Origin of the sequence: Massilia agrisoli (assembly GCF_020831365.1) — a bacterium.
Taxonomy (GTDB): Bacteria; Pseudomonadota; Gammaproteobacteria; order Burkholderiales; family Burkholderiaceae_D; genus Telluria_A; species Telluria_A agrisoli.
This window is the reverse complement of record NZ_JAJHPV010000014.1, coordinates 374,004-400,384: the sequence shown is the minus strand read 5'-3', so window position 1 is coordinate 400,384 and position 26,381 is coordinate 374,004. Positions and strand designations below refer to the sequence as shown.

General features: G+C 64.0%; 24 protein-coding genes and 1 tRNA gene. 6 read left to right on the top strand and 19 right to left on the bottom strand.

Annotated elements, in window-relative coordinates:
* The first annotated feature begins 149 nt into the window (after positions 1–149).
* The 3 genes from LMJ30_RS16145 (at position 150) to LMJ30_RS16135 (ending at position 3,842) form a co-directional block, all read left to right on the top strand.
* A complete protein-coding gene (locus LMJ30_RS16145) occupies positions 150–2,111 on the top strand; it encodes an Ig-like domain-containing protein (RefSeq protein WP_229433357.1) in 1,962 nt (653 codons plus the stop codon).
* Between the two features lie 103 nt (positions 2,112–2,214).
* Positions 2,215–3,285, top strand: coding sequence for a LacI family DNA-binding transcriptional regulator (locus tag LMJ30_RS16140; RefSeq protein ID WP_229433356.1), 1,071 nt, complete (start codon positions 2,215–2,217; stop codon positions 3,283–3,285).
* 116 nt (positions 3,286–3,401) lie between these two features.
* On the top strand, positions 3,402–3,842 hold the full coding sequence (locus LMJ30_RS16135; RefSeq protein ID WP_229433355.1) for a DUF2244 domain-containing protein: 441 nt from the start codon (positions 3,402–3,404) through the stop codon (positions 3,840–3,842).
* Here the strand turns inward: LMJ30_RS16135 and LMJ30_RS16130 are convergent.
* The 12 genes from LMJ30_RS16130 to tssE form a co-directional block, all read right to left on the bottom strand.
* Entirely contained in the window at positions 3,839–5,365 is a 1,527-nt protein-coding gene (locus LMJ30_RS16130) for a CYTH and CHAD domain-containing protein (RefSeq protein WP_229433354.1), read from the bottom strand. The two genes, LMJ30_RS16135 and LMJ30_RS16130, sit on opposite strands and share 4 nt — an antisense overlap.
* A gap of 62 nt (positions 5,366–5,427) precedes the next feature.
* Positions 5,428–5,874: a MarR family winged helix-turn-helix transcriptional regulator gene (locus LMJ30_RS16125; RefSeq protein ID WP_229433353.1), complete on the bottom strand. Its 447-nt coding sequence runs from the start codon at positions 5,872–5,874 to the stop codon at positions 5,428–5,430.
* Entirely contained in the window at positions 5,871–6,992 is a 1,122-nt protein-coding gene (locus LMJ30_RS16120) for an HPP family protein (RefSeq protein WP_229433352.1), read from the bottom strand. Before LMJ30_RS16120 ends, LMJ30_RS16125 begins: the two co-directional genes overlap by 4 nt.
* Positions 6,993–7,111: 119 nt before the next feature.
* On the bottom strand, positions 7,112–8,230 hold the full coding sequence (locus tag LMJ30_RS16115) for a 6-phosphofructokinase (protein ID WP_229433351.1): 1,119 nt from the start codon (positions 8,228–8,230) through the stop codon (positions 7,112–7,114).
* 19 nt (positions 8,231–8,249) lie between these two features.
* On the bottom strand, positions 8,250–10,676 hold the full coding sequence (ppsA, locus tag LMJ30_RS16110) for a phosphoenolpyruvate synthase (RefSeq protein WP_229433350.1): 2,427 nt from the start codon (positions 10,674–10,676) through the stop codon (positions 8,250–8,252).
* A complete protein-coding gene (locus LMJ30_RS16105) occupies positions 10,673–11,638 on the bottom strand; it encodes a DUF5996 family protein (RefSeq protein WP_229433349.1) in 966 nt (321 codons plus the stop codon). The genes ppsA and LMJ30_RS16105 overlap by 4 nt, the downstream gene beginning before the upstream one ends.
* A gap of 104 nt (positions 11,639–11,742) precedes the next feature.
* A complete protein-coding gene (locus LMJ30_RS16100; RefSeq protein WP_229433348.1) occupies positions 11,743–12,504 on the bottom strand; it encodes a type 1 glutamine amidotransferase domain-containing protein in 762 nt (253 codons plus the stop codon).
* A 78-nt stretch (positions 12,505–12,582) separates the two neighbouring features.
* Positions 12,583–13,980 (bottom strand): branched-chain amino acid transporter BcaP, encoded by a 1,398-nt coding sequence (gene bcaP / locus LMJ30_RS16095; protein ID WP_371873025.1) that lies wholly within the window; start codon positions 13,978–13,980, stop codon positions 12,583–12,585.
* 141 nt (positions 13,981–14,121) lie between these two features.
* Positions 14,122–14,196: transfer RNA gene (locus LMJ30_RS16090), tRNA-Val, on the bottom strand.
* A gap of 53 nt (positions 14,197–14,249) precedes the next feature.
* Positions 14,250–15,335 carry a type VI secretion system baseplate subunit TssG gene (tssG, locus tag LMJ30_RS16085; RefSeq protein ID WP_229433347.1) on the bottom strand — a complete coding sequence of 362 codons (1,086 nt, stop codon included), beginning with the start codon at positions 15,333–15,335 and terminating at the stop codon, positions 14,250–14,252.
* Positions 15,299–17,143, bottom strand: coding sequence for a type VI secretion system baseplate subunit TssF (gene tssF, locus LMJ30_RS16080; RefSeq protein ID WP_229433346.1), 1,845 nt, complete (start codon positions 17,141–17,143; stop codon positions 15,299–15,301). The genes tssG and tssF overlap by 37 nt, the downstream gene beginning before the upstream one ends.
* Before the next feature lie 2 nt (positions 17,144–17,145).
* Positions 17,146–17,640: a type VI secretion system baseplate subunit TssE gene (gene tssE, locus LMJ30_RS16075; RefSeq protein ID WP_229433345.1), complete on the bottom strand. Its 495-nt coding sequence runs from the start codon at positions 17,638–17,640 to the stop codon at positions 17,146–17,148.
* 178 nt (positions 17,641–17,818) lie between these two features.
* Between tssE and tssK the strand changes: the two genes are divergently transcribed.
* Positions 17,819–19,159 carry a type VI secretion system baseplate subunit TssK gene (gene tssK / locus LMJ30_RS16070; protein ID WP_229433344.1) on the top strand — a complete coding sequence of 447 codons (1,341 nt, stop codon included), beginning with the start codon at positions 17,819–17,821 and terminating at the stop codon, positions 19,157–19,159.
* Positions 19,160–19,177: 18 nt separating this feature from the next.
* Here tssK and dnaQ read toward each other — a convergent pair whose 3' ends face one another.
* From dnaQ to LMJ30_RS16055, 3 genes are read right to left on the bottom strand one after another with little or no spacing between them, the layout of a single operon-like run.
* Positions 19,178–19,882, bottom strand: a complete 705-nt coding sequence (dnaQ, locus tag LMJ30_RS16065) for a DNA polymerase III subunit epsilon (protein ID WP_229433343.1) — start codon at positions 19,880–19,882, stop codon at positions 19,178–19,180.
* A gap of 50 nt (positions 19,883–19,932) precedes the next feature.
* Positions 19,933–20,370 (bottom strand): ribonuclease HI, encoded by a 438-nt coding sequence (gene rnhA / locus LMJ30_RS16060; protein WP_229433342.1) that lies wholly within the window; start codon positions 20,368–20,370, stop codon positions 19,933–19,935.
* 8 nt (positions 20,371–20,378) lie between these two features.
* Entirely contained in the window at positions 20,379–21,152 is a 774-nt protein-coding gene (locus tag LMJ30_RS16055) for a class I SAM-dependent methyltransferase (protein WP_229433341.1), read from the bottom strand.
* Positions 21,153–21,179: 27 nt separating this feature from the next.
* On the opposite strand from LMJ30_RS16055, the gene gloB reads away from it, so the two are divergent.
* On the top strand, positions 21,180–21,980 hold the full coding sequence (gene gloB, locus LMJ30_RS16050; protein ID WP_229433340.1) for a hydroxyacylglutathione hydrolase: 801 nt from the start codon (positions 21,180–21,182) through the stop codon (positions 21,978–21,980).
* A 9-nt stretch (positions 21,981–21,989) separates the two neighbouring features.
* On the opposite strand, the gene aceB is transcribed toward gloB, so the two are convergent.
* Entirely contained in the window at positions 21,990–23,579 is a 1,590-nt protein-coding gene (gene aceB / locus LMJ30_RS16045; RefSeq protein WP_229433339.1) for a malate synthase A, read from the bottom strand.
* A 137-nt stretch (positions 23,580–23,716) separates the two neighbouring features.
* Between aceB and LMJ30_RS16040 the strand changes: the two genes are divergently transcribed.
* The gene (locus LMJ30_RS16040; RefSeq protein ID WP_229433338.1) at positions 23,717–24,622 is read left to right on the top strand and encodes a LysR family transcriptional regulator; all 906 of its coding nucleotides are present in this window, start codon (positions 23,717–23,719) and stop codon (positions 24,620–24,622) included.
* Positions 24,623–24,717: 95 nt separating this feature from the next.
* Here LMJ30_RS16040 and LMJ30_RS16035 read toward each other — a convergent pair whose 3' ends face one another.
* The 3 genes from LMJ30_RS16035 to upp form a co-directional block, all read right to left on the bottom strand.
* Entirely contained in the window at positions 24,718–24,921 is a 204-nt protein-coding gene (locus LMJ30_RS16035) for a cold-shock protein (protein WP_020703630.1), read from the bottom strand.
* 335 nt (positions 24,922–25,256) lie between these two features.
* Positions 25,257–25,616, bottom strand: coding sequence for an Hpt domain-containing protein (locus tag LMJ30_RS16030; protein WP_229433337.1), 360 nt, complete (start codon positions 25,614–25,616; stop codon positions 25,257–25,259).
* A 5-nt stretch (positions 25,617–25,621) separates the two neighbouring features.
* Complete coding sequence (gene upp, locus LMJ30_RS16025; protein WP_229433336.1) at positions 25,622–26,272, bottom strand: uracil phosphoribosyltransferase; 651 nt, start codon at positions 26,270–26,272, stop codon at positions 25,622–25,624.
* Positions 26,273–26,381 lie beyond the last annotated feature (109 nt).

Here is a 26,381-nt window from a genome sequence, read left to right as displayed (position 1 = left end):
GTTCAAGAGGGGCGGTATGTTACCAGATTTGTTGCGCAGCGGCCCGGTCAATTTGATGCCCGTCGCGAAGATTGCTGCTGATCAAAAAGTTTCCACGTTTAAAAAGATACGCTTCCAGACTGGTAGCCACCATTGAACAGGGGAACATTGTGAGGACACTACATATCAGCGCCTGGATCCTGCTCGCCGGACTCGTGCTCTCCGGCTGCGGCGGCGGCAGCGCCGCCGGCCCGAATACTTGCTCCCTTACCAATCCGGCCGGTTGCGGCGGCACCGCCCAGCCGAACCCGGCGCCAACGCCGCCGCCGCCATCGGACCCGGCCGCCAGCGCCGCCTCGATCAGCCTGGTCTTCAGCAGCAGCGAGCTGGGCTCGGCCGGCTTGCCCGATGACGAGGTCAGGATCACCGCGCTGGTCAAGAGCACCGACAACACGGCCGTGGCCAATGCCCCGATCACGTTCGCGGCCGACTCGGGCTTTTTGGCGGTGGGCGCTACCAGGACCGATGCCAGCGGCAAGGCCACGGCCGTGCTGGGAACCGGCGGTTCGCGCCTGAACCGGCCGATCAAGATCACCGCCAAGGTCGGCGCCAAGGCGGCGTCCGCGGTGGTCGCCGTGGTGGGCACCCGCCTGTCGGTCAGCGGCCCGAGCAACCTGAACCTGGGCGAGTCGGCCGACCTGGTGGCCACCCTGGTCGATTCGGCCGGTCGCCCGATCAGCGGCGAAACGGTGAGCGCCAGCGTCAAGAACGGCAATGTGCTGGCCACGGTCAACACCGTCAGCGACAGCCAGGGGCAGATCAGGATGAAGCTGCAAGGCGCGCAGCGCGGTGACGAACAAGTGACGGTGTCGGCGCTGGGAGCGACCGCCGCCAAGCCGGTGCGCGTGTCGGGCAGCGAACTGGTGCTGTTGCCATCGGTAACGGTTGCCGACGGCGGCGTCGAAACGCTCAAGGAAATCACGGTCGGCGCCTGCTCCCCGGTGGACGGCCGCTACACGACCGCGCAGACCGGCATCGTGACCCTGACCGCCTCGCGCGGCGCCTTGTTCCGCGACGCCGCCTGCACCCAGCCGTTGGTGGGCTCGCTGGCGATTGCCAGCGGCAGCGTGCCACGCACGTATATCCGCTCCGACAATTCCGGCATCAGCACGGTGGACGCCGTCATCTCGGGCGGCCCGGCCGCATCGACCCGGCTGGAGTTCGTCGCTCCCCTGACCGCCTCTGCGAAGATCAACCTGCAGACCGACCTCGCCGTGGTGGGCAGCGGCGAGCGCAGCAACCTGATCGCCGTGGTGCGCGACGGTACCCCCGCCAACAACCTGGTCAAGGGCGCGCTGGTGCAATTTTCGATCCTGGCCGATCCGAGCGGCGGCAACCTGGTCTCGCCGTTCACGGCAGTCACCGGCAGCGATGGCGTCGCCCGCGGCGTGTTCGTGGCGGGCCCGGCGGACGGCGGCAAGGAAGGCACGGTGCTGCAGGCGCGCCTGGCCGCCCTGCCCGCCGCCACCGCGTCGACAGCCGTGACCGTCAACCGGAAAGCCTTGTCGATCCAGTTCGGCACCGGCAACCTGCTGTTTGAATACTCGCCGTCGGTGCTGCAGAAGGATTTCACGGTGTTCGTCGCCGACAGCGCCGGCAGCCCGGTCAAGGATGTGGCGATTTCGGTGGCGGCCTGGCCGACCATGTACCGCAAAGGCAGCTACGACTGGCAATCGTTCTCCCCGCCGTTGCTGGAACCTGGCATGTACGTCCAGGCCACCCCGATCACCACCTGCGACAACGAGGACGTTGCGCGGCGCGGGCTGTATGACCGGGCCCTCGACCGCAACGGCAACGGCACCCTGGAGCCCGGCCTGCCGATGTCCGTCGTCAGCGGCGGCAAGACCGACGCCTTCGGCATGACCACGGTGTCGCTGCGCTATCCGCGCGACCGCGCCGGATGGGTACGGGTCGAATTGACCGTGTCCGGCACGGTGGCGGGCACCGAATCGCGCGCACGCAACGCGTTCTGGCTGCCGGCCCTTGCCGATGACCTGACCAAGTACACGGTCAAGCCGCCCGGTTTCGAGAGCCCGTATGGCGTGTCTACCTCCTGCAGCAACAGCCAGTGAACATGGATTGTCACGTCATTACGGGAAGGTGTTGCCATACGGCAATGTGATGCGCTACACTGGGCCACCCGGTCCTCCGGGTTGTCCCCGAAGCCAGCCCGTAATGACGAATCCGACCCCAACGCTCAGCCACACCATTGCCGACATCAAGGCCATCATCCACCGCGAAGCGCGGCGGGTGACGTCCTATGACGTCGCCAGCCTGGCCGGGGTGTCGCAGTCGGCAGTGTCGCGCTGCTTCAAACCGGGCGCCAGCGTGTCGAAAGCCACCTACGCGCGGGTGATGCAGGCGGCCCAGGATCTCGACTACATCCCCAACGCGGCGGCGCGCAGCCTGATCACCCGGCGCAGCAACCTGGTGGCGGTCATCGTCGCCGGCGCCGTCTCGCAGCACTATTCCGACGTGCTGTCCGAGCTTAGCTGCCAATTCAGCCGGCGCGGCATGCATATCATCCTGTTCAACCTGCCTTCAGAGAGCGCGATGGACCGCACCCTGGCCGAAGTGTGGCAGCACCAGGTGGACGGGGCTGTCGTCGCGGCGCGCCTGTCGGGCGACCAGGTGGCGGAGTTCGAACGCCGCCAGGTGCCTCTCGTGCTGTTTAACCGCAATGTTGCCGGAAGGGCCGTCAGCGCGGTCGTCTGCAACCAGGAAGAAGCGGCGCGGGCGATGGTGACCCGGCTCGCCGCAGGCGGGCACAAGCGCTTCGCGATGATCGACGGGCCAGCGCAGTCCCCGATCGCGCAGCAGCGCAAGCGCGGCATGGCCGGGCGGCTGGCCGAACTTGGCCTTCCGGCGCCGCTGGCGGTGGCCGGCGGCTTCGACTACGCCAGCGGCGCCCGTGGCCTGCGCGAAATTATCGACCGCTTCGGCGGGGTACCGGACGTGATCGTCTGCGGCAATGACCTGATGGCCATCGGCTGCCTCGACACCGCGCGCCACGATTTCAACATCGACGTGCCGGACCGCCTGTCGGTGACCGGCTTCGACGGCATCGCCGCGTCAAGCTGGATCAGCTACAACCTGACCACGATGCGCCAGCCGCTGCTCAGCATGGCGCAGGCGGCGGCCGAGATGCTGGTGGGACTGGTCGGCGGGACCGGCAGCGGCCACGAGCAGCGCAGCTACTCGGCCACCTTCGTCGACGGCGCCACTGCCCGGCTCGGCCCGGCCTGATCCTCGGGCACCGAACACCGGTGTGCGCCGGGTTCCGGCCCGCGCGTCTATACTGGTTCCAGGTCATCATCTGCGCGGCACGACGTCCCATGGCTTGCTCCCAGCACGAGTGGTTCTTGAAGCGAAACTGTTCGATGTCGCCGCGCCAGGTGGCCATCGCCTACGGTGTGCTGTGCCTGTTCACCTTTTCCATCGCCAGCGTGTTCGCCCTGCGCGGCATGTGGCTGGTGCTTGCCTATGCATTGCTTGAGACGGGCGGCCTGGCCCTCGCCCTGCTCCACTACGCGCGCCACGCCACCGACCAGGAGCATATCGCGCTCAGCGAAGGCTGCCTGCTGGTCGAGCGCATCGAGGCCGGCGAACGCGCGCAGGTGCGGCTCGATCCCTACTGGACACGGGTCGGCCCGCCGACGCGGCGCCACCGGCTGATCCAGATCGAATCGCGCGGGCTCAAGCTGGAGGTTGGCGGCTTTGTGTCGGAAGAAATGCGCAAGCAGGTGGCGGACGAATTACGCGCCGAGCTGCGGGCCGCGTCATACGAGACGCACTGGCGCTAGCGCGGCGGCTTGACGGCGCTGTAGCGCTTCCAGAGCTTGCGCGCCCTGCCGCCGCTGCCCGCGGCGCGTTCGGCCAGCGCCGCGCGCACCGGGGCGATTGCGCCAGCCAGGTCATGGCGAACGTTTTCCAGCTGCCCCAGCAGGCGCCCAGCCACTGCCGCATCGTTGGCCCGGCCCAGTTCGTCCTGCAAGGCAGCGAGCGCCTTGACGACAGGCCGCACCTGCTTGCCGCGGTATAGCGAGGCGAAGAATTCGGTGGCGTAACGCGCCTTCTTGGCTGCGATGCGGGCCCGGTGCAAGGTGTCGGGACTGGCGCCAGGCAAGGCGCGGCCGCGCTTCTTCATCCGCTTGTGGGCGCGCCGCAGCACTTTGCCGGCAAATGCGGGGAGCGGCGCATCGAGGCGGCTCTTGCCGTTGCCCTGTTCACGCCAGCCGTTCCCGAACATCCAGCGCCCCAGCGACAGCATCAGGCGCGTGTAGCGCGGCGAGTTGATGGCGGCCGCGGCGGCAAGGTGGGCGTCGCGGCCGCTGTCGAGCGCGGCGTGGTTCACATCCAGCAAGGGACCGCCCGCAGGCATGTCGCTGGCCAGCAGCGGCAAGGTTGAACCGGCCAGCACGTCCCAGTCGCGCGCGTTGCCCAGCTCATTGGCGAGCCAGTCGACGTCCTGCTGCAGGTCCGCCGGCAACTGGACGACATCCTTGAACACGTCCAGCGCCGAGCGCAGACGCCGCAGCCCGACCCGCATCTGGTGCAGGCTTTCGCTGTCGTAATCGTGGACCACGCCCGCCGCGTTTGCCTGCACCTGGGCCAGGCAACTGGCCGCGATCGTCTTGAACGCCTGCTCGACATTGCCGCGCTTTGCCAGCTGCACCGGCGCGCTGCCGGTCGCCGCCCGCGGGCGCGGCCGGCACAACGAATAACCGCGTTCGGCCTTGCTCATCGTGCCGATCTGCATCGGCACTTTTTCATGCAGGGCGAGCGCCAGGTCGAACAGGTGGATGGCGTTGCCCGACTTGAGTTCCAGCTCGATCTCGCTGACCGGCACCGCTTCATCGCCGCATTCCAGCTTGCCGATGTCGAGCGCAAACTCGATGCGGTCCCCATCTGGCAGGCGCAGGTCCCACAGCGTGCGGGTGACCTTGCTCTGGAAGATCGGGGCCAGCGTGTTCTCGATTGCTGGGGCGCGCAGCAGCTTGCTCCACGGCGCCTTGCGGTCGACCAGGGTGCGCAGGGCCGGAAGGTCAGGCTGCGGACCCGGTACCTTCGACTCCCACTCGTAACGGCGATGAAGGCCGGCATTGGCGTCCCCGCCGGCCTTGAGGGTCTGGATGTAGTCGTCGCCGACACGGCGCACGCGCAGCCCGGCGCCAGCCTCCTTGAGCTGGTGGCGCGCCGTGTCGAAATACGTATCGGCCATCTGCAACTCGCGTGCCGGCGCCGCCGCGTATTGCTGCAGCAAAGGGAGCTCGCGCAAGGTGGCCGCATCTTGCGGCCTGACCAGCAACTTCAGTTCGATTTCCATAAAGGGCCCTGGTGGAGGTGCCCAGCCATTTTATAGCGGCGCGACGAACCCATGCGCCACGCTTAATCCTTGCCGTCTTCCATGAAGATGGCTGCGTTCGGCACCAGCAGTTCATCGCCCAGGTTCAGCAGCTGTTCGCGGTGCAGCAGTGCGAGGCGCGCCACCAGTTGCTCGCCTTTGGGCAGCAAGACCACCTCGACCACGCGCTTGTCCCCCTGCCCCTTGCGCCGCTCGACCAGGCCGGCTTCCTCGCAGCGTGTCACCAGTGTGACGACGCCGTGGTGATGCGACTGCAGCCGTTCGGCCAGTTCAGCGATCGTGGCCCACTCGCGGCCCGGATAGCCTTTCAGCTGCAACAACAGCAGGTACTGCAGCACGGTAATGCCGTGTTCCTGGCTGATGGTTTCGGAAAAGCGCAGGTAGCGCCGGATCTGGTAGCGGAAATCGGCCAGGGCTTCAAAGTCGCCTTTGCGCAGGGAATCAGGCAGCGTTGGCTTCTGGTCGCTCATGCCGGACGAACTCCTTCATCAAGCTTGTTATGGAACAGTGCGGCGACCAGGTCGGTCTGGGTGACCATCCCGACCACGCGCCTGAGGTCGTCGACGACCGGCAGGTGGTGGAATCCTTCATCCGAAAACATCGGTATCAGGTCGGCGATGGTCTGTTCCGGGTGCGCAACCTTGACGTCGCGGCTCATCAGGTCGGAGACGAACTGCTGCGCATGCAGGCGCGGCGCCTTGTCGTCCGGCTGGGCAATCAGGTCGCGCAAGGTGATAAAGCCCACCAGCACCTTCAGGTCGTTCACCACCGGCAGCGCGCGCAGCTCATGCTCGTTAAGCAGCTGCCATGCCTCCCCCGGGGCCATTTCCGGATGCGCCAGCACCAGGTCGCGCGACATGATGTCGGCGCAACGCACACCGCCGGTGCGCCGGCGGAAGGCGCGCAGCTCCACGTCATGGAAAAGTTCTTCGAGGTCGCCCTCGCTGACGTCGAGCAGCTCATCGTAGGCCTTGATGGCGCCTTCCAGGTCGGCGCGGGTGAAGCCAAGCCGGTCGGTCGGGCTGGGGTCGCGCGTGCCGTGACGATTTCCCTGTGGCTGGGCATGATGGGGATAGCGGTGATGGCGCAACAGGTTGTTGAACACCAGGGCCGCCAGCACAAGGAACAGGGAATTGACCGCAACCGGGGAAAGCGCGAAGCCGTAGCCCAGCGCAGTGACGGCCGGGCCGCCGAGCACGGCGGTAAAAGCCACTGCCCCGCCGGGAGGATGCAGGCAACGCAGCAAAAACATCGCGCCGATTGCCAGCGCAACGGCCAGCGCCGCGGCGGCCGCAGGATCGGGAATGAGCATGGCGCAGGTGACGCCGACCAGCGCCGACACAAGATTACCCCCAAAGATGGACCAGGGCTGCGCCAGCGGACTGGCCGGGACGGCGAACAGCAGCACCGCGGACGCCCCCATGGGCGCGATAAACCAGGGATTCACATCGCCGAACGCGAGTCGGCTGAACCAGGCGGTCACCAGCAATCCTATTGCCGCACCCGCGCAGGCGACCAGGCGTTCACGCCACGGCGCGAGGATGGGCTGCGGTATAAACCCCCGCAACCAGGGCAATAACTCGTTCATTATCCGGTTCTTACATTAAAGCAACCCGAGAATATATCACGGCATGATGCTTTATGCAGCACTGGGATGGTGCACATGCGCCGGCGCGGTGCGCCAGGCACCACGATGATGCGCTGGATTCAGGCGTCCTTATCGCCAAAGCAAATGCCCAGCTCGCGGGCGGTGGCAACGGTGTCGCCGTCCACCGGCACCCGTTTGCTGCGGCCGACAACATCGGCCAGGGCCACCAGGTTGATGGCCGGGTAGCCGAGCGACACCATCACGCCGTGGCGCCCATCGGCAATGGCGCGCACCGCGGCGGCGCCGAAGCGCGAGGCGCACACGCGGTCGAAGGCCGACGGGCTGCCTCCGCGCAGCAAGTGCCCAAGCACGAGCGAACGGCATTCCTTGCCGGTGCGCTGCTCAAGCAGGGCAGCCACCTGCGCGCCGATACCGCCCAGCCGCTCGGCATGGCCGTCCGCCGCCGGGGCAAGCAGCGCGCGCCCGCCGCCAAGCTGTTGCGCGCCTTCGGCCACCACGACAATCGAATGGCGCCTCCCCGCGCCGTCGCGCACCAGGATGGCGTCCGCCACCGCATCGATCTCGAAGGGAATTTCAGGGATCAGGATCGCGTGCGCGCCCGCCGCCATGCCGGCGTGCAGGGCAATCCAGCCGGCGTAGCGCCCCATCACTTCCACCACCATCACGCGGTGATGGCTTTGCGCGGTGCTGTGGAGCCGGTCGATGCATTCGGTGGCAAAGGCGACCGCGGTGTCGAAGCCGAAGGTCGAGAAGGTGCGGTCGAGGTCATTGTCGATGGTCTTCGGCACGCCGACCACGCGCAAGCCCTTTTGGTGGAGCTGGTTGGCGATGCCCATCGACCCATCCCCGCCGACGATCACGAGGGCGTCCAGCTGATGCTGTTTGCACAGGTCCACAACCTCGCTTGAACGGTCGCGCTCGGTCATGACGCCATCTTCGCCCCGTACCGGGAAACGCAGCGGGTTGCCGCGGTTGGTGCTGCCCAGGATGGTGCCGCCGAGGTGGGCGATGCCGTGCACGTCGTCCGCCGTCAGCCGCCGTATCGGCTGCCCGCTGCAATGCGCAGGCTCCAGCAGGCCATTGAAACCATCGCGGATGCCATGGCATTCCCAGCCACGCCGCTCCGCCGACAAGACCACCGCCCTGATGACCGCATTCAGGCCGGGTGCGTCTCCGCCGCCCGTCAATAGTCCGATACGCTTTACCACGTTCTCCATGCGCCCCCCTTTGCCGGCATTATGCCCCACGCGCAGGGATGCCCAGCCTGGCCTCGACCGCGAGTACTTCGCGGATCGTCCTGATCATCGAATCTGGATTCAGGCTGATCGAGTCTATGCCCTGCTCTACCAGGAAGCGCGCCACCTCGGGATAATCGGAAGGCGCCTGGCCGCATATGCCCACGTGCCTGCCATTTCGCTTGCCGCCTTCGATCGTCATGCGGATCATATCGAGCACGCCCTGGTCGCGCTCATCGAAATCGAAGGCGACGATGTCGGAATCGCGGTCGACGCCGAGCACCAGCTGGGTCAGGTCGTTCGAGCCAATCGAAAAGCCGTCGAACAGCTTGGCGAACGCATCGATCTGGATGACGTTATTCGGTATCTCGCACATCACGTACACCTCCAGCCCGGCGTCGCCGCGCGCCAGGCCATGCGCGGCCATCGCGCGAAGCACATCTTCCGCTTCGCTGGTACGGCGGCAGAACGGGATCATCAGCCTGACGTTGGTGAGGCCCATCTGCTCGCGCACGCGCTTCATCGCGCGGCATTCAAGTGCAAAGCCCTCGGCGTACGCCGGATGCGAATAGCGCGCGGCGCCGCGAAAGCCGAGCATGGGGTTCTCCTCTTTTGGTTCGAACCAGGCGCCGCCGACCAGGCTCGCATATTCATTGGTTTTAAAGTCGGACATGCGCACGATTACCGGCTTGGGAAAGAACGCCGCGGCGATCGTGCCTACGCCTTCCGACAACTGCTGCACGAAATAGTCGCCGGCGGCGGCGAAGCCGCGGCCGTACGCTTCGACCTCGCTACGCACCGCGGGGTCGTCGATTTTCTCGGGATGGACCAGCGCCATCGGGTGGACCTTGATATATTCGGCGACGATAAACTCCATCCGCGCCAGCCCGACACCGTCGTTGGGAAGAAACCGGGTCTGGAATGCGGTTTCGGGATTGCCGATATTGATCATCATGTGCGTCGCGGGCATGGGCAGCGCAGACAGGTCGACCGAGGTTGTCGTGAACGGAATTCGGCCGCCATAGACCCGGCCGACATCGCCCTCCGCACATGAAACGGTGATCTCGTCGCCGGTGCGGATCCGCTCCGTGGCGGTGCCGCTGCCGACGATGGCCGGCACGCCGATCTCGCGCGCCACGATGGCGGCATGGCAGGTGCGTCCGCCGCGATTGGTCACCACCGCGGCGGCGGTTTTCATCACCGTTCCCCAATCCGGCATGGTGGTATCGGCCACGAGTATTTCGCCGGGCCGGAACTGGTTAAGCTGGCTCACGTCGGTGATTACGCGCGCTATGCCCGCAGCCACCTTGCCCCCCACGGCGCGGCCCGACACCAGGGTCGTTGGCGGCCGCTCCAGATGGTATTCATCGAGCATGGCCGCCGATTTCTGCGACGCCACGGTTTCCGGGCGCGCCTGCACGATATACAGCTGCCCATCGAGGCCGTCCTTGGCCCATTCCACATCCATCGGCACCGGATGGCCCGCCTTTTCGCTGTAATGTTCTTCGATACGCATCGCCGCATCGGCCAGTTGCAGGACCTCGCCGTCATCCAGGCAAAAGCGCTTGCGCTCGTCCAGCAAGGTGGGCTCGTTACGCGTGGTGTCGCCGGTGGCGTCGCCCGAATACACCATCCTGATTTCCTTGGCGCCCAATGTGCGCCGCAAGACGGTGCGGAAACCGCTGCGGCAGGTCGGCTTGAAGACATAGAACTCGTCCGGGTCCACCGTCCCCTGGACCACGTTTTCGCCAAGCCCGTAAGCGCCGGTAATGAAAACGACATCGCGAAAGCCCGTCTCGGTATCGAGCGAAAAGGTGACGCCGCTGCACGCGAGGTCGGAACGCACCATTTTCATGATGCCGACCGAAAGGAAGACCTTGAAGTGATCGAAACCGTTTTCAATGCGATAGATGATCGCCCGGTCCTTGAACAGGCTGGCGAAGCAGCGGCGTACGCTGTCCAGCAGGCGCTCCTCGCCTGAGATGTTCAGGTAGGTTTCATGCTGCCCGGCAAAGCTGGCAGTGGGCAGGTCTTCGGCGGTGGCCGAGCTGCGCACGGCGACGGTCAGGTCGTCGCCATATTCGCGCACCAGTCCGCGGTAAGCATGAAGGACCTGGTCGGCTATGTCTGGCGGCAACGGCGCGTTGTAGACCAGCTCGCGCGCGATGCGTGCGCGGCGCGCCAGGTCATCGACGTCGGCCGGGTTGAGGCCTTCCAGCGCGTAGTGCAGCCGCGACCATGCACTGGCGCGGTCCAGCGTGGCGCGGTAAGCCTCGGCGGTGACCGCGAATCCATTCGGCACCCGCACGCCCTGCGACGTGAGCTGGCGGTACATTTCGCCAAGCGAGGCGTTCTTTCCACCGACCAAGGGCACGTCGGCAATGCCAAGTTCGGAAAACTTGCGAATGTAGCTGGGGTCGCCGTTCATAGGGCCGCCGGCTTCGCTTGTGGACCGCGGTATTCGAGTTCCTCGCGCCGCCAATGCCCCAGCCCGGCGGCGGCCTCATAGGTGCTCTGGAAGAAGTCGAGTAATACGGTATCTGGCTGCGCCGCGGTACGCACCGCGTCATATGGCAGCGTGAACTCGCCGAAAGCGCTGGCATAGGATGCCATGCCAGGACGCACCGGCGCCGTTTTAAAGCCCTCGGGTTCGGGATACGCGTAGGCGTAGAACACTGGTGTGGGCAGCGCGTCGCCGCCGGGCCAGAAGCCGCAGCTGTACACCTCATGCGAGTAAGCGTCGCGGGTTACCCAGTCGGGACAGTTGGGCACGCCGCCTGGATGGGCAGGTGCAGGCGCGCCGGAAAAGCGGCTGACGGCCAGGTCAAAGCTGCCCCAGAAGAAATGAACCGGGCTGCATTTGCCGAGGAAACGGGCCCGGAACTGCTTCATCACCCGGTCCGCTTGCAGCAGGGCGAGCCAGAACCGGTTTGCCGCCGGCGCATCATAGGATGCGTGCCGCTCGTCCTGGTCGAAGGGAATGGCGCCGTCGATTTCGTTCGGCACCAGGTGAATGCGGGTGTCCAGCCCCAGCGCGGCGAGGCAGGCGAAGAATTCGCGGTAGAAGCGCGCAACCGACATGGGCTGGAGGCCGATGGCTTTGGCCAACCCGTCGCTGGTGCTGATGCGCAGCAGATGGTCGATGAAATCGAACTCTACCTCGAAGGTGCGCTCGCCGTCGGGTATTGGCGAGGTCGTCAGGCCGCGCGAGGTGAGGTAGAACGGCACGTGCCACGAATGGTTGAGCCACGGCGTGCGAACGAGCCGGACCTTGCCCACGACCTGGCTCCATAGGTGAAGCGTGGCGCAGGTTTCCTTCCACTTATCAAATGGCAAGGCCGGCCATGATTGCTTGCCGGGCTGTACGCTTGCTGATGTCGAGAGAAGCATCGATCCTCCTGCCCGCTGGTCCGCCATTCATTATGCGACAGGCGCAACGGATTGGACAGCGCGCGCCGCGAATAATTGCGCGGCGTGCAAATGCACCACAGCCGCTATGTCTCGGGGCGGTCCGGCCCGGCTATCTGCTCCTGCTTCTTGCGGCGCCCCCGGTTGGCGGCCACGACGCCCACCCCCAGCAAGGCCAGCCCGAGCATCGCTCCGACGGAAGGCGTCGACAACCAGTGAAGCGATTGCCCAGGCGTGCCGGACGGTTCCTCCAGCTGGGGATCGGACAAGGCTTTATCGGGTGCGGCGCCGTGCGCCTGTTCACCGGCAAAAAATGGAATCAGGTCGCGGATGAACGGCGCCAGGTCCTGGGCGCCGCGGCTCGACAGCCAGTTGCCGTCACGGACGACTTCTTGGTTGAGCCAGATCGCGCCGGCGTTGACCAGGTCGTCCCTTGTGCCGGGCCACGATGTCAGCCTGCGGCTGGCGGCAAGGCCCGCCGACGTCAGTATCGCGGCGGCCTGCGACATCAACGCAACCGGCTTGCCCAGTTCGTTCATTGCTCGGACGAAAGCACGGGCCAGCGCCGACTGGCGCAGCAAGTCAGGACTGATGTAGCCGCCGGGAATAAGGAGACCGTCGAAGTCAGCCGCGCTGACTTCGTTGACGGTCTTGTCCACCGGGACCAGGTCCGATGGCTGGTGGACGTTCATGCCGCGGATGCGGCCAGGATGCAGCGCGACAACAGCGACCTTGGCGCCGGCATCCCGCAGCGCCGCGACGGGTGCGGTGAGTTCAACCTTTTCGAACCCGTCCGCTGCCAGCACAGCTATCCGCTTGCCATCGAGTGTGCGGGGGCCGTTCATCATCAACTCCGGTAGATACGCATTACCTGACAGAGTTGGACGGCCTGCTTATAGTTCCGCACCGGCCCTCTTGCGCTGTGCTTACTCGCTACCGTGCAGCAAGGAACGCTTGCGCGCGTAGCCGAAGTAAATGACCAGGCCGATCAGCAGCCAGATGCCAAACGCGATCCAGGTCGTCACGCTGAGGAAAGCCATCAACACGATGCAGAACGCAATGGCCAGCAGCGGGATCGTCGGCACCCAAGGGCAGCGGAAGGAGCGGTGCAGCTCCGGGCGCTTTACGCGCAGTACGATCACGGCGATCGACACCAGGCTGAACGCTGCCAGCGTGCCGATATTGATCAGCTCTGCGAGCACGCCGAGCGGCACCAGCGCCGCAATCAGGCCGAACACGATGCCCACCACCCAGGTGGCGAAGAACGGCGTACCGTATTTCGGGTGCAAGGTCGACAGCTTCTTTGGCAGCAGGCCATCGCGCGACATGGCAAACAGCACGCGGGTCTGGCCGTAGGCCATCACCAGGATCACCGTGGTCATGCCCAGGATGGCGCCCATGTCGACGAAGCCGGCAACCCAGTTTTCGCCGGCGTATTGCAGCGCGAGCGACACAGGATGGTCAATGCCGAGGAACTTCTGGTAAGGAACGATGCCCGTCATGATGGCGGAGACAACCACGTACAGGATCGCGCAGGTAGCGAGGGAGCCGATAATGCCGATCGGCAGGTCGCGTTCCGGACGCTTGACTTCTTCCGCAGCGGACGTCACCGCGTCGAAACCGATAAACGCGAAGAACACCAGTGCGGCCGCGCTCATCACGCCATTCATACCAAAGGGCATGAACGGCTGCCAGTTGGCCGGCTGCACGTGGCGCGCGCCGACGAGGATAAACAGGAGCACGACGCCAACCTTGATCAGCACCATGATGTTGTTCAGGCGCGCCGACTCGCGCACGCCCCACGACAGCATGGTCGTCAGCACCAGCATGATCAAGAGCGCAGGCAGGTTGAACCAGGTTTCCACGCCTGGCAGCGCGCCAGGCGCCGCGGTCAGCACGGTCGGCAGGCCGATCCCGAAGCCCGACAACAGCGACTGGAAATAGCCGGACCAGCCGACCGATACCGCCGAAGTGGCCAGGCCGTATTCCAGCAGCAGGTCCCAGCCGATCATCCAGGCGACGATCTCGCCCATGGTGGCGTAGCTGTAGGTGTAAATCGAGCCGGCCACCGGGACCGTCGATGCGAATTCGGCATAGCAGAGCGCGGCGAAGGTGCAAGCGAGGGCCGCAATGACAAACGATACGGTCAGGGCCGGGCCGGCAGTCACGGCGCCGGTGCCGGTCAGCACGAAAATGCCGGTGCCCACAATGGCGCCAATGCCCATCAGCACCAGGTCGAAGGGACCGAGCACTTTTTTGAGGCCGCCGGGCACGCGGCTTGCCGCGACCATCTTGTCAAGATTCTTTGTTCTGAAAATACTCACTACGTTGTCTCCAAATTTAAATCGTTTGTTTCTGCGTGCTGCCTATGCTGGCAACTTCGTATTGTCCCACGGAGGGCCAAATGCTTGCCGAAAATAAAAAAGGCCTGCGATCCGGAGATGGCAAGCCTTTCATCAAAAACCTGGTGGGAAGTACAAGTTTCGAACTTGTGACCCCTGCAGTGTGAATGCAGTGCTCTACCCCTGAGCTAACCTCCCGAAGTGGCCCGTATTATGGCACATCCTTAACGAATCGTCACGCATGAGCTCAATCACAGCGCGTCGATTTCATAACGGACGTCGCGGCGGTCGGTGGTTTGCGGCCCCGCGACCAGATACGTGTCCCATCCCAGGCGGCGCGCTGCCTGGCCGCCGCCTAACGTGACGCCCTGCACATGCGAAGCGAGCAGGACCAGTTCCACCTCATATTCAAGCGAGATGCCGGTAAACATGTTGACCATGCTTTTCAAGGCCCGCGCCGCCATTCCGCCGGGCAGGAAGTCGCTGAATCTGGCGCCGTCCAGCGGCCCGACGACCAGCCGCAGCCGCAGGTCGCGCTGCCAGACGCGCGCGCCCGCCATCGCGCCAGCGCCCAACCCGGCGTTGGCGCCGCCCAGCACCGTTTGCTGCGCGGCCGGCACGTCGTACCAGCAACCGATGTACTGCTCTGCCTTGACCTGCTGGCCAAAATAGGCCGACAACACCCGCGCAATCTGGACTGCCGACGCGGGCCGGTGCCGCATCGCGGCGGCAAAGTAGCCGATCGACTCATCCAGCACGGCGCCGCCCATCTCATTGGCGAAACGCTGGCGCAGGGAGCTGCTGCCCAGCCCGGCCAGCGAAAGCAGCAGCGGCAGGAAGCCGTCGCTGCCGTCGAGCTGGTATTTCAGTTCCAGCCGGTACTTGCGCCACGCTTCGTAAAACAAGGCCAACGACCGGTTCGAGAAGGTATCGAGGAAGGCGCGCGGGCCGTCGTCTTTCTGGTAGAGCAGATGGGCGGCGATCTGTTCGGTGTAGTGGGCAGGGAGCACGCCGCCACTACCTGCCAGCCCCATGAAGGCTGGCGTGATACGGACATATTTCAGCGTGCCAGATGCCAGCGCGGCGCCAAGCGCGCTGGCATCGCTGGCGAGGCCGCGCGGTTCGGTATCGACGGCTTCGAGCTGGCTGGCCGGGAATGCGAGCGAGGTCGAGTTCTGGAAGCGCAGGAAGTGGGCAACGGCGCCCTGCGCAGGTTCGCCGCGCCGCTTGAGCCAGAGTTCGAGCAGGCGCACCGCCTGGAAGTATTCGAAGCGGTACGGTTCCTGGAACAGGCGCTCGATTACAGCAGGCTCAAATCGCCGCTTCGGGGTGGACATCTCAATAGCTCTTCTCCGGTTTTATTCGACGCCACGATCAGTTGGGTGAAGCTGTTGGCGTGCACATACAGGCCAAGGAAGCGTTCAATGATGTGGGCGAATGCGTGGATGCCGCTGCCCACGAAAGCCTCCTCGTGGATGGACAGGCGCACTTCGACCCCGCGTACAAGGCAGGCAAAGGGATTCCCTGGCAGCCAGGTGTTGGCCGCCTTGTAGGCGACGGCAGCGATGCCGCCGATCTGCCGCTGCGAGGACGGTGAACGCTGCAGGTCGTAGAGCGTCAGCATCTCGCGGAAGGCCTCGAGGCCGCCGCCAGCCAGCGACAGGTGGTTCAGCGACAGGTGCGAAATCAGCCGCCAGTGGGCGCCCTGCCCGCGCTCGAACCGGGTCGATGGCGTCGGCTTGCGCAGGAAGCAGAGCGCGCTCACGCCAGCGCCGCCATCGAGGAACAGGTCGCCGCCGCGCTGTCCGTACGCGAGCAAGGACGGCAGGTCGCGGTTGGTGCAGGTCAGTTCAACACTGAGCGTGTCGCTTTCGACCGCGGACGGATCGAAGTCGATATCGACGATGGATATCTGCGTTTCATGGCCGGGGCTATTGTCGGCCAGCGTATCGTCGCGCCGCATCACATAGTAATGCCCGCGCTCCCCGGGCGTCTGGCCGTGCTGCAGCGAATAGAAAGGCCTGAACTGCACGACTGATTCGCCCTGCGGCGTCTGCCGCACCAGGCTGACCGCGTCGATCGAGTGGACGTCGAAGGCAAAGGCGCGGCGCGCATCGGCCAGCACCGGATAGCTTGCCGAGGCATGGGTAAGGCGGATCGGTTCGCCGTGCTGGCGAAACAGGTTGACCACCGGCGTGCAGCCAAGCAGCACGTTATTGGTCGTCAAAATGCCAAGCATGCGCGCAATGTTCGAATCGGCCCGCATTCCCGACAGCGCGAGGTGCAGGGAGACCGACCGGGCGCCGGCCGGCGCCGCGCCGCATAACGCCGCCAAGTCGATATCGAAGAAATTGAATTTTTCCGGGAAACTGAAGTATTCGGTGAGCAGACGGTAGGCATCGTGCGAGCGCGCAGGGAACTCGATCAGCGATTCGTCTTCATTGAAGCCGGCAGCCGTGATGGGGCTCTCCGCCAGCGCAAGCCATCGCCCGCTGCCCTCCGCCTCCACGTAGGCGGCGACGGTGCGCATGAACAAGGCGTCGCGCAGCGCGGCGCAGAACGAGGACTCGCCATCAATGAACACGCGCAGCTTGCCAAGGCCGAGCTGCCCGATCGGGACTTGTTCGGCCGTGCTGGAAATCGTCAGGCTCACGCTCGATGTGGCGCCAGCCGGAGGCCGGGACGCTTCGGGCGCCTTGATGATCGCCGCGAACGAGGCGGCGGTAAGCGCAACCGGGGCCACCGTCAGCGGATACACGGTGCGGAAGATGCACGCCGCGCCGCGCACCGGCCGGGTTTTGAGCTCAGTGCCGCGCGCGATCACGCTGGCGCTGGTCATCTGCGCGGCCGCTGCGACGACGTCCAGGCGCGCGATGGAGCATGAGGGGAATGGCCGCAGGTAATGCGGGTACAGCACCTCGAACAGGGCCTCGGTGAATTCCGGGTAGTCATCGTCAAGCCGCTTGGCGATACGCGAATTGAGCAGCGCGAACGATTCGATCATCCGTTCGATGTGCGGGTCTTCGCACACCGCGCCGCCGATCAGCAGGCGGCCGGCGATCTTCGGATAGCGTTCGGCAAACTCGCGCGAATAGCGGCGCAGGAAACCGAGCTCCCGCTCGTAGTAAGGCAGCAGTTGTTCCACCGTCAGGCTCCTGCCGGCGCGGCCGCGCGGCGCGCTTTGCTGATGCTGTAATGGAGTGTCGATGGCTGCAGCTGCGCGTCGAAGTTGACCGGTTCCTGGGACGTGCTGACGACCATCAGCGCGCTGATCGAGAAGTTAAGGCTGTTGATGGCGCCCTCGCGCGCTTCCAGCGAGGCTTTCACATTGCGCAGGCGCGGCTCATGGCGGGCGATCGTCATTTCGAGGCAAGTGCAGATGTGGGCCCGGTCGTCGGGGCTCGACAGCGAACGGCCTGCGAAGTCCGCCAGGCCGTAAGTGACGACCGAGCGCGCGCATTCCGGGAAGCCTTTCACCAGCTCTTCGGAGATGGCGGTGCGGGTGTTGAGCAGCGCCTCCAGGTCGCGCGCGACCGAATCCTTGAGGTCCTCGACGGACATGCGCGACACGGTCGCGCTGGTGGCGCCGCGGACCGGCACATCCATCAAGCGGTCGAACAGGCCAGGCGTAAAACCCTTCATGGTCACCCCCATCGAGCAGAGTGGAATATTTGCACAGAACGAAAGCAAAAAACAGTGCCAATGGGCAGGACCTTCGCTGACTTTGAGCAAGCGCAAGCGAGCACATCATTAGGCTACAAATGCCTGGAGGAAGGGTTATGTTTGCCAACTTAACGGCTGGCAAACGAGGGGCAGCGAGATGACCGGTAAAGTTCTCTGGGGCGAGGGCCTGTTCCTGCGCCCCCAGCATTTCCAGCAGCAAGACCAGTACCACGAACAGCGGCTGCACGAGAGCGTCAAGGCGCTCCATCCCTACGCATGGGGCGTGAGCCACCTGCAGGTCGACCGCGATGCGCTGGCCAGCAACGGCCTTCGCATCCTTGAACTGTCGCTGCGCTTCCAGGACGGCGAGCTGTACGACGCACCCGGCGCCGACGAGCTTCCCGAGCCGGTGGACCTCGGCCAGCTGCTCCAGTCCCAGCAGGCGGTCACGTACTACGCCGCCCTGCCCTCCTTCAAGCCTTTCGGCGGCAATTTCAGCCAGCCCGGCCAGGCCAGGGAAGCGGCGCGCTTCGTCCAGGTTAACCAGGACACGCCCGACCTCTACACCCAGGCCGCCCAGGCCCAACTGTCGTACCTGAGGAAAAAGCTTCGGCTGGTCTCCGAATTCGAACCGCGCGACTCTTACACCCACTTCCCGCTGCTGCGCCTGCGCCGCGCATCGGCCGGCGGCTTTGAAATCGACCCGGCCCTCGTGCCGCCAAGCCTGTCGGTGGCGGCCGCACCTGTCGTGTTCATGCAACTGCGGCGCCTGCTCGACGCGCTCCAGGCCAAGGTCAGCGCCCTCTACGGCCATCACCGCGAACCCAGCCGCAACGTGGTCGAATTCCGTTCCGGCGACATGTCCTCGTTCTGGCTGCTGCACACCGCCAGCGCGGCGTTCGCGGCGCTGACCCACCACTTCAACCATCCGTCGCTGCATCCGGAACGGCTGTACGAACAACTGCTGGGCATCGCCGGCGGCCTGATGACCTTTTCCAAGAGCTGGACCCTTGCCGACCTTCCCGCCTACCAGCACAACGATCCCGGCCCCGCCTTCGAGAAGCTGTACCAGATCATTCGCGAACTGGTCGACACGGTGATCTCGTCGAAGTATTTTGCGATCGCGCTGAACCAGGTCAGGCCGTCGTACTACAGCGGCATGCTCGACTCGGGCAAGATCGACGACAAGACGGCGTTTTACGTGGCTGTGTCGGCCAACATGCCGCTGGTCGAACTGGTGGATGTGGTGCCGCTGCGGTTCAAGGTGGGCGCGCCGGATGACGTGGAAAAATTCGTGCTGTCGGCCTTGCCCGGCGTGCGGCTGCAGCATGCGCCGCAAGTACCGGCGGCGGTGCCGGTGCGGCCGGACACCTGCTATTTCACGGTGGAAGCGAAAGGCCAGATGTACGAGCGCATGCTGCAGGCGCAGTCGATCTCGATCTACGTGCCGTCCGGCATGCAGGAATTGAAACTGGAACTGGTGGCGGTCACGTCGTGACGCCGCGCGAATGCGCGCTTACGCGTCGGCGTAGATGCGCCAGACGCAGGTGCCCTTGACTTGCTTGTCGAGGCCATCGAGCAGGCTGGTGTGCGCGGCGAGCTCGTCGTCGCTGGCGCGCAGGACAATGATCTCGGCCAGGGCAACCGCCTCGAGCGCAACGCCCGAACCCTGCGTTTCCACCTCGTCGTACATCGACAGCGTGTTCTGACCGCGCGTCATCGACAGGTACACGTCCGCCAGCAACTCGGCATCGAGCAGCGCGCCGTGCAGCTTGCGGTGCGAATTCGACACGCCGTAACGGTCGCACAAGGCATCCAGCGAATTGCGCTTACCCGGATGCATTTCCTTGGCGTTCACCAGCGTGTCGATCACGCCGCTGGCGTGGCTCACGAACGGCGGCAGGCCAAGCAGTTTGAACTCGTGGTTAAGGAACCCAAGGTCAAACGGCGCGTTATGGATGATGAGTTCGGCGCCCGCGATATATTCACGCAACTCAGCCGCAATCTCGGCGAACTTCGGCTTATCGCGTAAAAACTCGGAGGTCAGTCCGTGCACCGCCAGCGCGCCCTCGTCGGAATCGCGTTCCGGATTGATGTAGCGGTGGAAGTTATTCCCGGTCAGCATGCGGTTCTTGATCTCGACACAACCGATTTCAATGACGCGGTCGCCTGTTCGCGGGTTCAGGCCGGTGGTTTCGGTATCGAGGACAATTTGACGCATGGAATTTAGTGATGTGGTGAAACAAGTGCCCGCAGTATAGCAGCCGGCGGTCAGCGGCGGACCGTTTCGACGCCGCGATTGGCCAGCACGTCGGCCCGCTCGTTGCCAGGATGGCCGTTGTGGCCGCGCACCCAGCGCCAGTCGACTTTGTGCTGCTGCTGGGCCAGGTCGAGGGCCTTCCAGAGGTCTTCGTTTTTCACCGGTTCCTTGGCCGAGGTCTTCCAGCCGCGCGCCTTCCAGCCGTGGATCCACTCCGAAATGCCCTTCTGCACGTACTGGCTGTCGGTATGCAGCACCACCTCGCACGGACGGTTCAGCGCGCCCAGCGCTTCGATCACTGCGCGCAATTCCATGCGGTTGTTCGTGGTGTTGAGTTCGCCACCGAAGATTTCCTTCTCGTGGCCGTCTGCGACCAGCAATGCGCCCCAGCCGCCAGTGCCTGGGTTGCCCTTGCAAGCGCCGTCCGTAAAAATTTCTACCTTGCTCATCCAGCTGTCTACTTTCTATTGGTTGCGGGCACGGCCTGTGGCGCCGATGCCGATTTTTTGCTCCATGCCGGCCCGATCAGGGTCATGCCTTTGACCCGCTTGACTGCGTGCACCATGTACACCGCACCCAGGTAAGGCCACCATCGCTTGCCGGCATTCTCCATGAAGGCAAAGCGGTTGAGCCATTGGGTGGTCCGGCAAGGCGGCGCGTAACAGCCAAAATGGCTGCGCGTTACGCCAAGATTCAACAATTTTAACCAGTCTTTCATCCGGGGCATAGAAATGAATTCCCCGGCGACAGGCAGATAAGGGCTGCGCGTGATGCGGCGCACGCTTTGGCGAAGTCCCCACAGGCTGGCCGGGTTGAAGCCGCAGATAATCACCTGCCCTTCAGGGATCAGCACGCGCTCGACCTCGCGCAGCACCTGGTGCGGCTCGGCCGCAAACTCCAGCACGTGGGGCAGCACCACCAGGTCGAGGCTTTGCGAGGCGAACGGCAGCTCGGCGAAATCAAGCGCGACCGCAATCTGCTTGTTGCCAGCCGCCAGCGCAAGTTCATCGATCTTCGACATGCGGGTGGCCGCCTGCCATTTGTTGGGCATGCGGTTCGCGGCCAGCGCATCGATTTGCGGCAAGCCTACCTGCACCGCGTTGTAGCCGAAAATATCGGCGGTCAGCTCGTCCAGGCATGCCTGTTCCCACTGGCGCACGTAAATGCCGGCGGGCGATTTCAGCCAGCCGTCGAGCGCTATAATGGATTTTTCGGATGCCGCGCTATCCATGCCTACCCTTTTGTCAAAACCAACACTATGACGTCTATTCCGCGCAGCGATTTGACCGTGCTTGCCATCCCCGCCTTTAAAGATAACTATCTCTGGCTGATTCATGACGGGGCCAACGCCGCGGTCGTCGATCCAGGCGATGCCAGGCCCGTCCTTGCTGCCCTGGCGGAAAATCAGCTCGCCCTGACTGCCATTTTACTCACCCATCACCATGCTGACCACATTGGTGGAGTGCAACAACTGTTGGAGCATGCGAGCGTGCCCGTTTTCGCCCCCCGCAATGACGGCATTTCCCTCGTGACGCATCCGCTTGCCGAGGGCGACAGCATCCGCCTGCGCGGACTCGAACTGGCATTACGGGTGCTGGAGGTGCCTGGCCACACGCTGGGACATATCGCCTACGTGCGCGAGACGCCAGGCGCGCACTGGCTGTTCTGCGGCGACACCTTGTTCGCCGGCGGCTGCGGCCGCGTGTTCGAGGGTACGCCGGCGCAGATGGCCGATTCGCTCGCCAAACTGGCGGCATTGCCCGATGATACCCAGGTGTTTTGCGCGCATGAATATACGCTCGCCAACCTCCGGTTTGCACAGGCGGTCGAGCCTGGCAATGCCGAGCTGGCGAAACGGGTTGGCGCGGAGACTGCGAAGCGGGAGCGCAACCAGCCGACGGTGCCGTCGACGATTGCGCTGGAGAAGGCAACCAACCCCTTCCTCCGCTATCGCGAGCCGGAAATTATCGGCACGCTGGTGGAGCAAGGCAGGCTGGCTGAAGGCGCGGCGCCTGTACAAGCATTCGCCGCGCTTCGGGAGTGGAAAAATACGTTCTGAACGACGCGGTCAGATCTCTTCGTACAGCGGCAGGGTCAGGAACTCGGCAAACGATTCCGACGTCGACATTTCCTCGAAGATTTCGGCCGCACGCGCATAGCTTGGGTCCGAGCCGTTCGGCGCGACGTCCTTCACTTTGGCCAGCTCTTCCGGGATCATCGCGCGCACCATCTCGGCGGTCACCTTGCGGCCGTCTTCCAGCACGCCCTTCGGCGAACGAATCCACTGCCATACCTGCGAGCGGCTGATCTCAGCAGTCGCCGCATCTTCCATCAGGTTATGGATCGGCACGCAGCCGTTGCCCGTCAGCCAGCTGCCGAGGTAATGGATGCCGACGTTGATGTTGTAACGCAGGCCCGCTTCGGTAATCGGCGCTTCCGGCTTGAAGTCGAGCAGTTCGTTGGCGGTGACTTCGACGTCCGGGCGCTGCTTCTCGATCTGGTTCGGCTTGTCGCCAAGTACCTTCTTAAACTCGGTCATCGCGAGGTCGACCAGGCCCGGGTGGGCGACCCAGCCGCCGTCGTAGCCGTCGGTCGCATCGCGCGCCTTGTCGCTGCGCACGCCGCCCATCGCCACGTCGTTCTTCTCCGGGTCGTTCTTGATCGGGATCAGGGCGGACATGCCGCCAATCGCCGGTGCGCCGCGCTTGTGGCAGGTCTTGAGCAGCAGCAAGGCGTAGGCACGCATGAATGGCGCCGTCATCGTGACCTTCGGACGGTCCGCGAGACAGAAATTTTTATCCAGCTTGAACTTCTTGATGCACGAGAAGATGTAATCCCAGCGGCCGGCATTCAGGCCGGAGCTGTGCTCGCGCAGTTCGTACAGGATTTCGTCCATTTCGAACGCGGCCAGGATGGTTTCGATCAGCACGGTTGCCTTGATCGTCCCTTGCGGCAGGCCCAGCTCGTTTTGCGTCATCACGAAGATGTCGTTCCACAGGCGAGCTTCGAGGTGCGATTCCATTTTCGGCAGGTAAAAATACGGACCCGCGCCGCGCGCCAGCTGTTCCTTGGCGTTGTGGACCATGAACAATGCGAAGTCGAAGATGCCGCCTGACACGCGCTTGCCGTCGACCAGCACGTGCTTCTCGTCCAGGTGCCAGCCGCGCGGGCGCACGACCAGGGTCGCGACCTTCTCGTTCAGCTTGTACGACTTGCCGTTCTGCTCCAGCGAGATGGTGCCGCGCACCGCGTCGCGCATGTTGAGCTGGCCGGTGATCTGGTTATCCCAGTTCGGCGTGTTCGAATCTTCGAAGTCGGTCATGTAGCTGTCGGCGCCGGAGTTCAGCGCGTTGATGACCATCTTGCGTTCGACCGGGCCGGTGATTTCGACGCGGCGGCATTCAAGGGCCTTTGGGATCGGCGCGATCTTCCAGTCGCCGGCGCGGATGTGTGCGGTCTCGGCCAGGAAATCAGGGCGTTCGCCGGCATCCAGGCGCGCGGCGCGCTCGACCCGCGCGGCAAGCAACTGCTGGCGGCGCGGCTCGAACTCGCGCGTCAGCTTCGCCACCAGCGCAAGCGCCTCCGGCGTCAGGATCTGTTCGTAACCGGGCTTGATCTCGGCGGTAATTTCCATGCCGGCGGGGGTCGTGATGCTCATGGGCTGCTGCTCCTGTAGAGTGAAGGTGGGATGCTGGGCGTTTCAGTTAAGTTAAAGTATATTCACTATCTGGTAGCTAAACGAGACAATTAATACATTCATCTGTGCGTTTTTGTCACAGATACGAGGAAACACGCATGGGCCAGTTCCGCCAGATCTCCACCTTCGTCGAAGTTGTCGCCCGCGGCAGCTTGTCCGCCGCCGCGCGCGCGGAAGGCATCGCCCCCGCCATGATCGGGCGCCGCCTCGATGCGCTTGAAACCCGGCTGGGCGTCAAGCTGCTCCAGCGCACCACGCGCAGGCTGGTGCTGACCAACGAAGGCGCGGCCTTCCTGGAAGATTGCCAGCGCATCCTGAGCGAACTGGAGGAAGCCGAGTCGGCCGTCGCCGAACGCAGCGCCAAGGCCAGCGGGCACCTGCTGGTGTCGGCGCCGGCCGGCTTCGGCCGCCAGCACGTGGCGCCCTTGCTGCCCTCCTTCCTGGCCGAGCACCGCGACGTGACCGTCAACCTTAACCTGACCGACCGCATCGTCGATGTCGTCGGCGAAGGGGTTGACGTGGCGATCCGCATTGCCAGCCTGTCCGACTCCAGCCTGGTCGGCGTGAAGCTGGTCGACAACCAGCGCGTGCTGGTCGCCTCGCCCGCCTACCTGCGGCGCAAGGGCACGCCGCGCACCCTGGCCGACCTGGCCAGGCACAACTGCCTGGCGATCAGCAGCGAAGGCAGCCAGCGTGGCTGGGCCTTCAGCGAGAACGGCAAGATCGTGACGATCAAGGTCGCGGGTAACATGGTGTGCAATGACGGCGCCGTGCTGCATGACTGGGCCTTGTCGGGCAAGGGCCTGGCGTGGCGCTCGATGTGGGAAGTGGGCAGCGATATCGAAGCGGGACGGCTGCGCACGGTGCTGGACCAGTTTGCGGCCCCCGGCAACGATATCTACGCGATGTTCGCGCAGCGCCGCCACCTGCCGCTGCGCATCCGCGCCTTCGTCGATTTTCTGCGGCACACGTATTCGGGCAAGGATTACTGGCGCAAACGATAAGGGCCGGAATGATCCGGCCCTTCGTCTACCCCGGCTGAACAGCAGGGGCGAAAAAAAATCCCCGGAAACCGAGGATTTTTATTTGGATTCAGCTATTAGATAGGCTGAATGTTCGAAGCTTGCTTGCCCTTAGGGCCTGCGGTTACTTCGAAAGAGACGCGCTGGTTCTCTTGCAGGGACTTGAAGCCTGCCGACTGGATAGCCGAGAAGTGAGCGAACAGATCTTCGCCGCCTTCATCAGGGGTGATGAAGCCGAAGCCCTTCGAATCATTGAACCATTTTACGATGCCAGTTGCCATTACAATTTCCTATTTCAGTTAAGTGGACTTGCGTCCGTTTTCGATCGTTTGAAGAACCAAGTAAGAAATGACAGACAAACTGCACTACTACCTCGAATCCAACGATCCCGTATTATACCGAATAAAACACAAAAAGCACGTCCCGCACAAAATAAAATGCTGACGGTAGAAATAATTCAGTGCGTCAACTCTTTAGCGCCCGTGTTCACTGCGGCAGTACGGTGAATATAGGGCATCGAAGCGGTACAAGTTTGCGTTATATCAAACGACCATCGCAAGATAACTTGCATTTTGTAATTGCGTCGCACAATTGACCAGCTCGCTTGATCGGGGCTTCAGGGGTATTGATCGGCTTTTGGATTGACTTCGGCCCAGGCCACATATTCATCCAGTCCCGCCATCCAGTTTTCCCAATCCGGTGGCGACACGGTTTCAAATGCCATCAGCACGCGCAGGCGCTGTTCCAGCTGGCGCGCCTGCTGGCCGAGCACGCGGAAACCGAAGGTGGCTGCGGACCCGGCAATGGTGTGCAGCATCTGGTGCAGCTCGGCGACCAGCGCATTGTCAGGCGCATGCGGCTCGAAGCGCATGCGTGCGTCGCGCAAGCGCGCCATCGTGCTCGGCACGCTGGCGGCGAACTTGTCATTGAGCGCGTTGAGCCTGGCGAAGAAATCCTGGTCGATCAGCGTAGCCATGGGGCTTACTTGGTGCCGAAGATACGGTCGCCGGCGTCGCCCAGGCCAGGCACGATGTAGGCATGGTCGTTCAGGTGCGAGTCGAGCGAGGCGACATACAGCTTGACGTTCGGGTGCGACTTCTGGAACACCTCGACGCCTTCCGGCGCGGCCACCAGGGCCAGGAAAATGATCTGCTCGTCGCTGACGCCGCGCTTTTTCAGTACGTCGACCGCGTGCACGGCCGAGTTGCCGGTCGCGACCATCGGGTCGCACAGGATGAAAATGCGGTCGCTGGTATCCGGCAGGCGCACCAGGTATTCGACCGGCATGTGGGTGTCCGGGTCGCGGAACACGCCGACGTGGCCAACCCGCGCCGATGGCACCAGTTCGAGCAGGCCGTCGCTCATGCCGATGCCTGCGCGCAGGATCGGCACGATCGCCAGCTTCTTGCCGGCGATGACGGGGGCGTCGATGGTGACCAGCGGGGTTTCGATCTTGCGGGTGGTCAGCGGCAGCTCACGGGTGATTTCGTAACCCATCAGCAGCGTGATTTCCTTGAGCAGTTCGCGGAAGGTGCGCGTGGACGTGTCGCGCTCACGCATGTGGCTCAATTTATGCTGGATCAGCGGGTGATTCAGGATAAACAGGTTGGGAAAGCGCGGATCTTGTTTCATTGTATTGTTCATTGATCGTTTAATTGAGGCTATTTCGCCATTATCCCAGCCAAGGCCTTGTTTGTCCTCATTTTGGCAAATAAATGTCCAATGGTCACGTTAAATGATG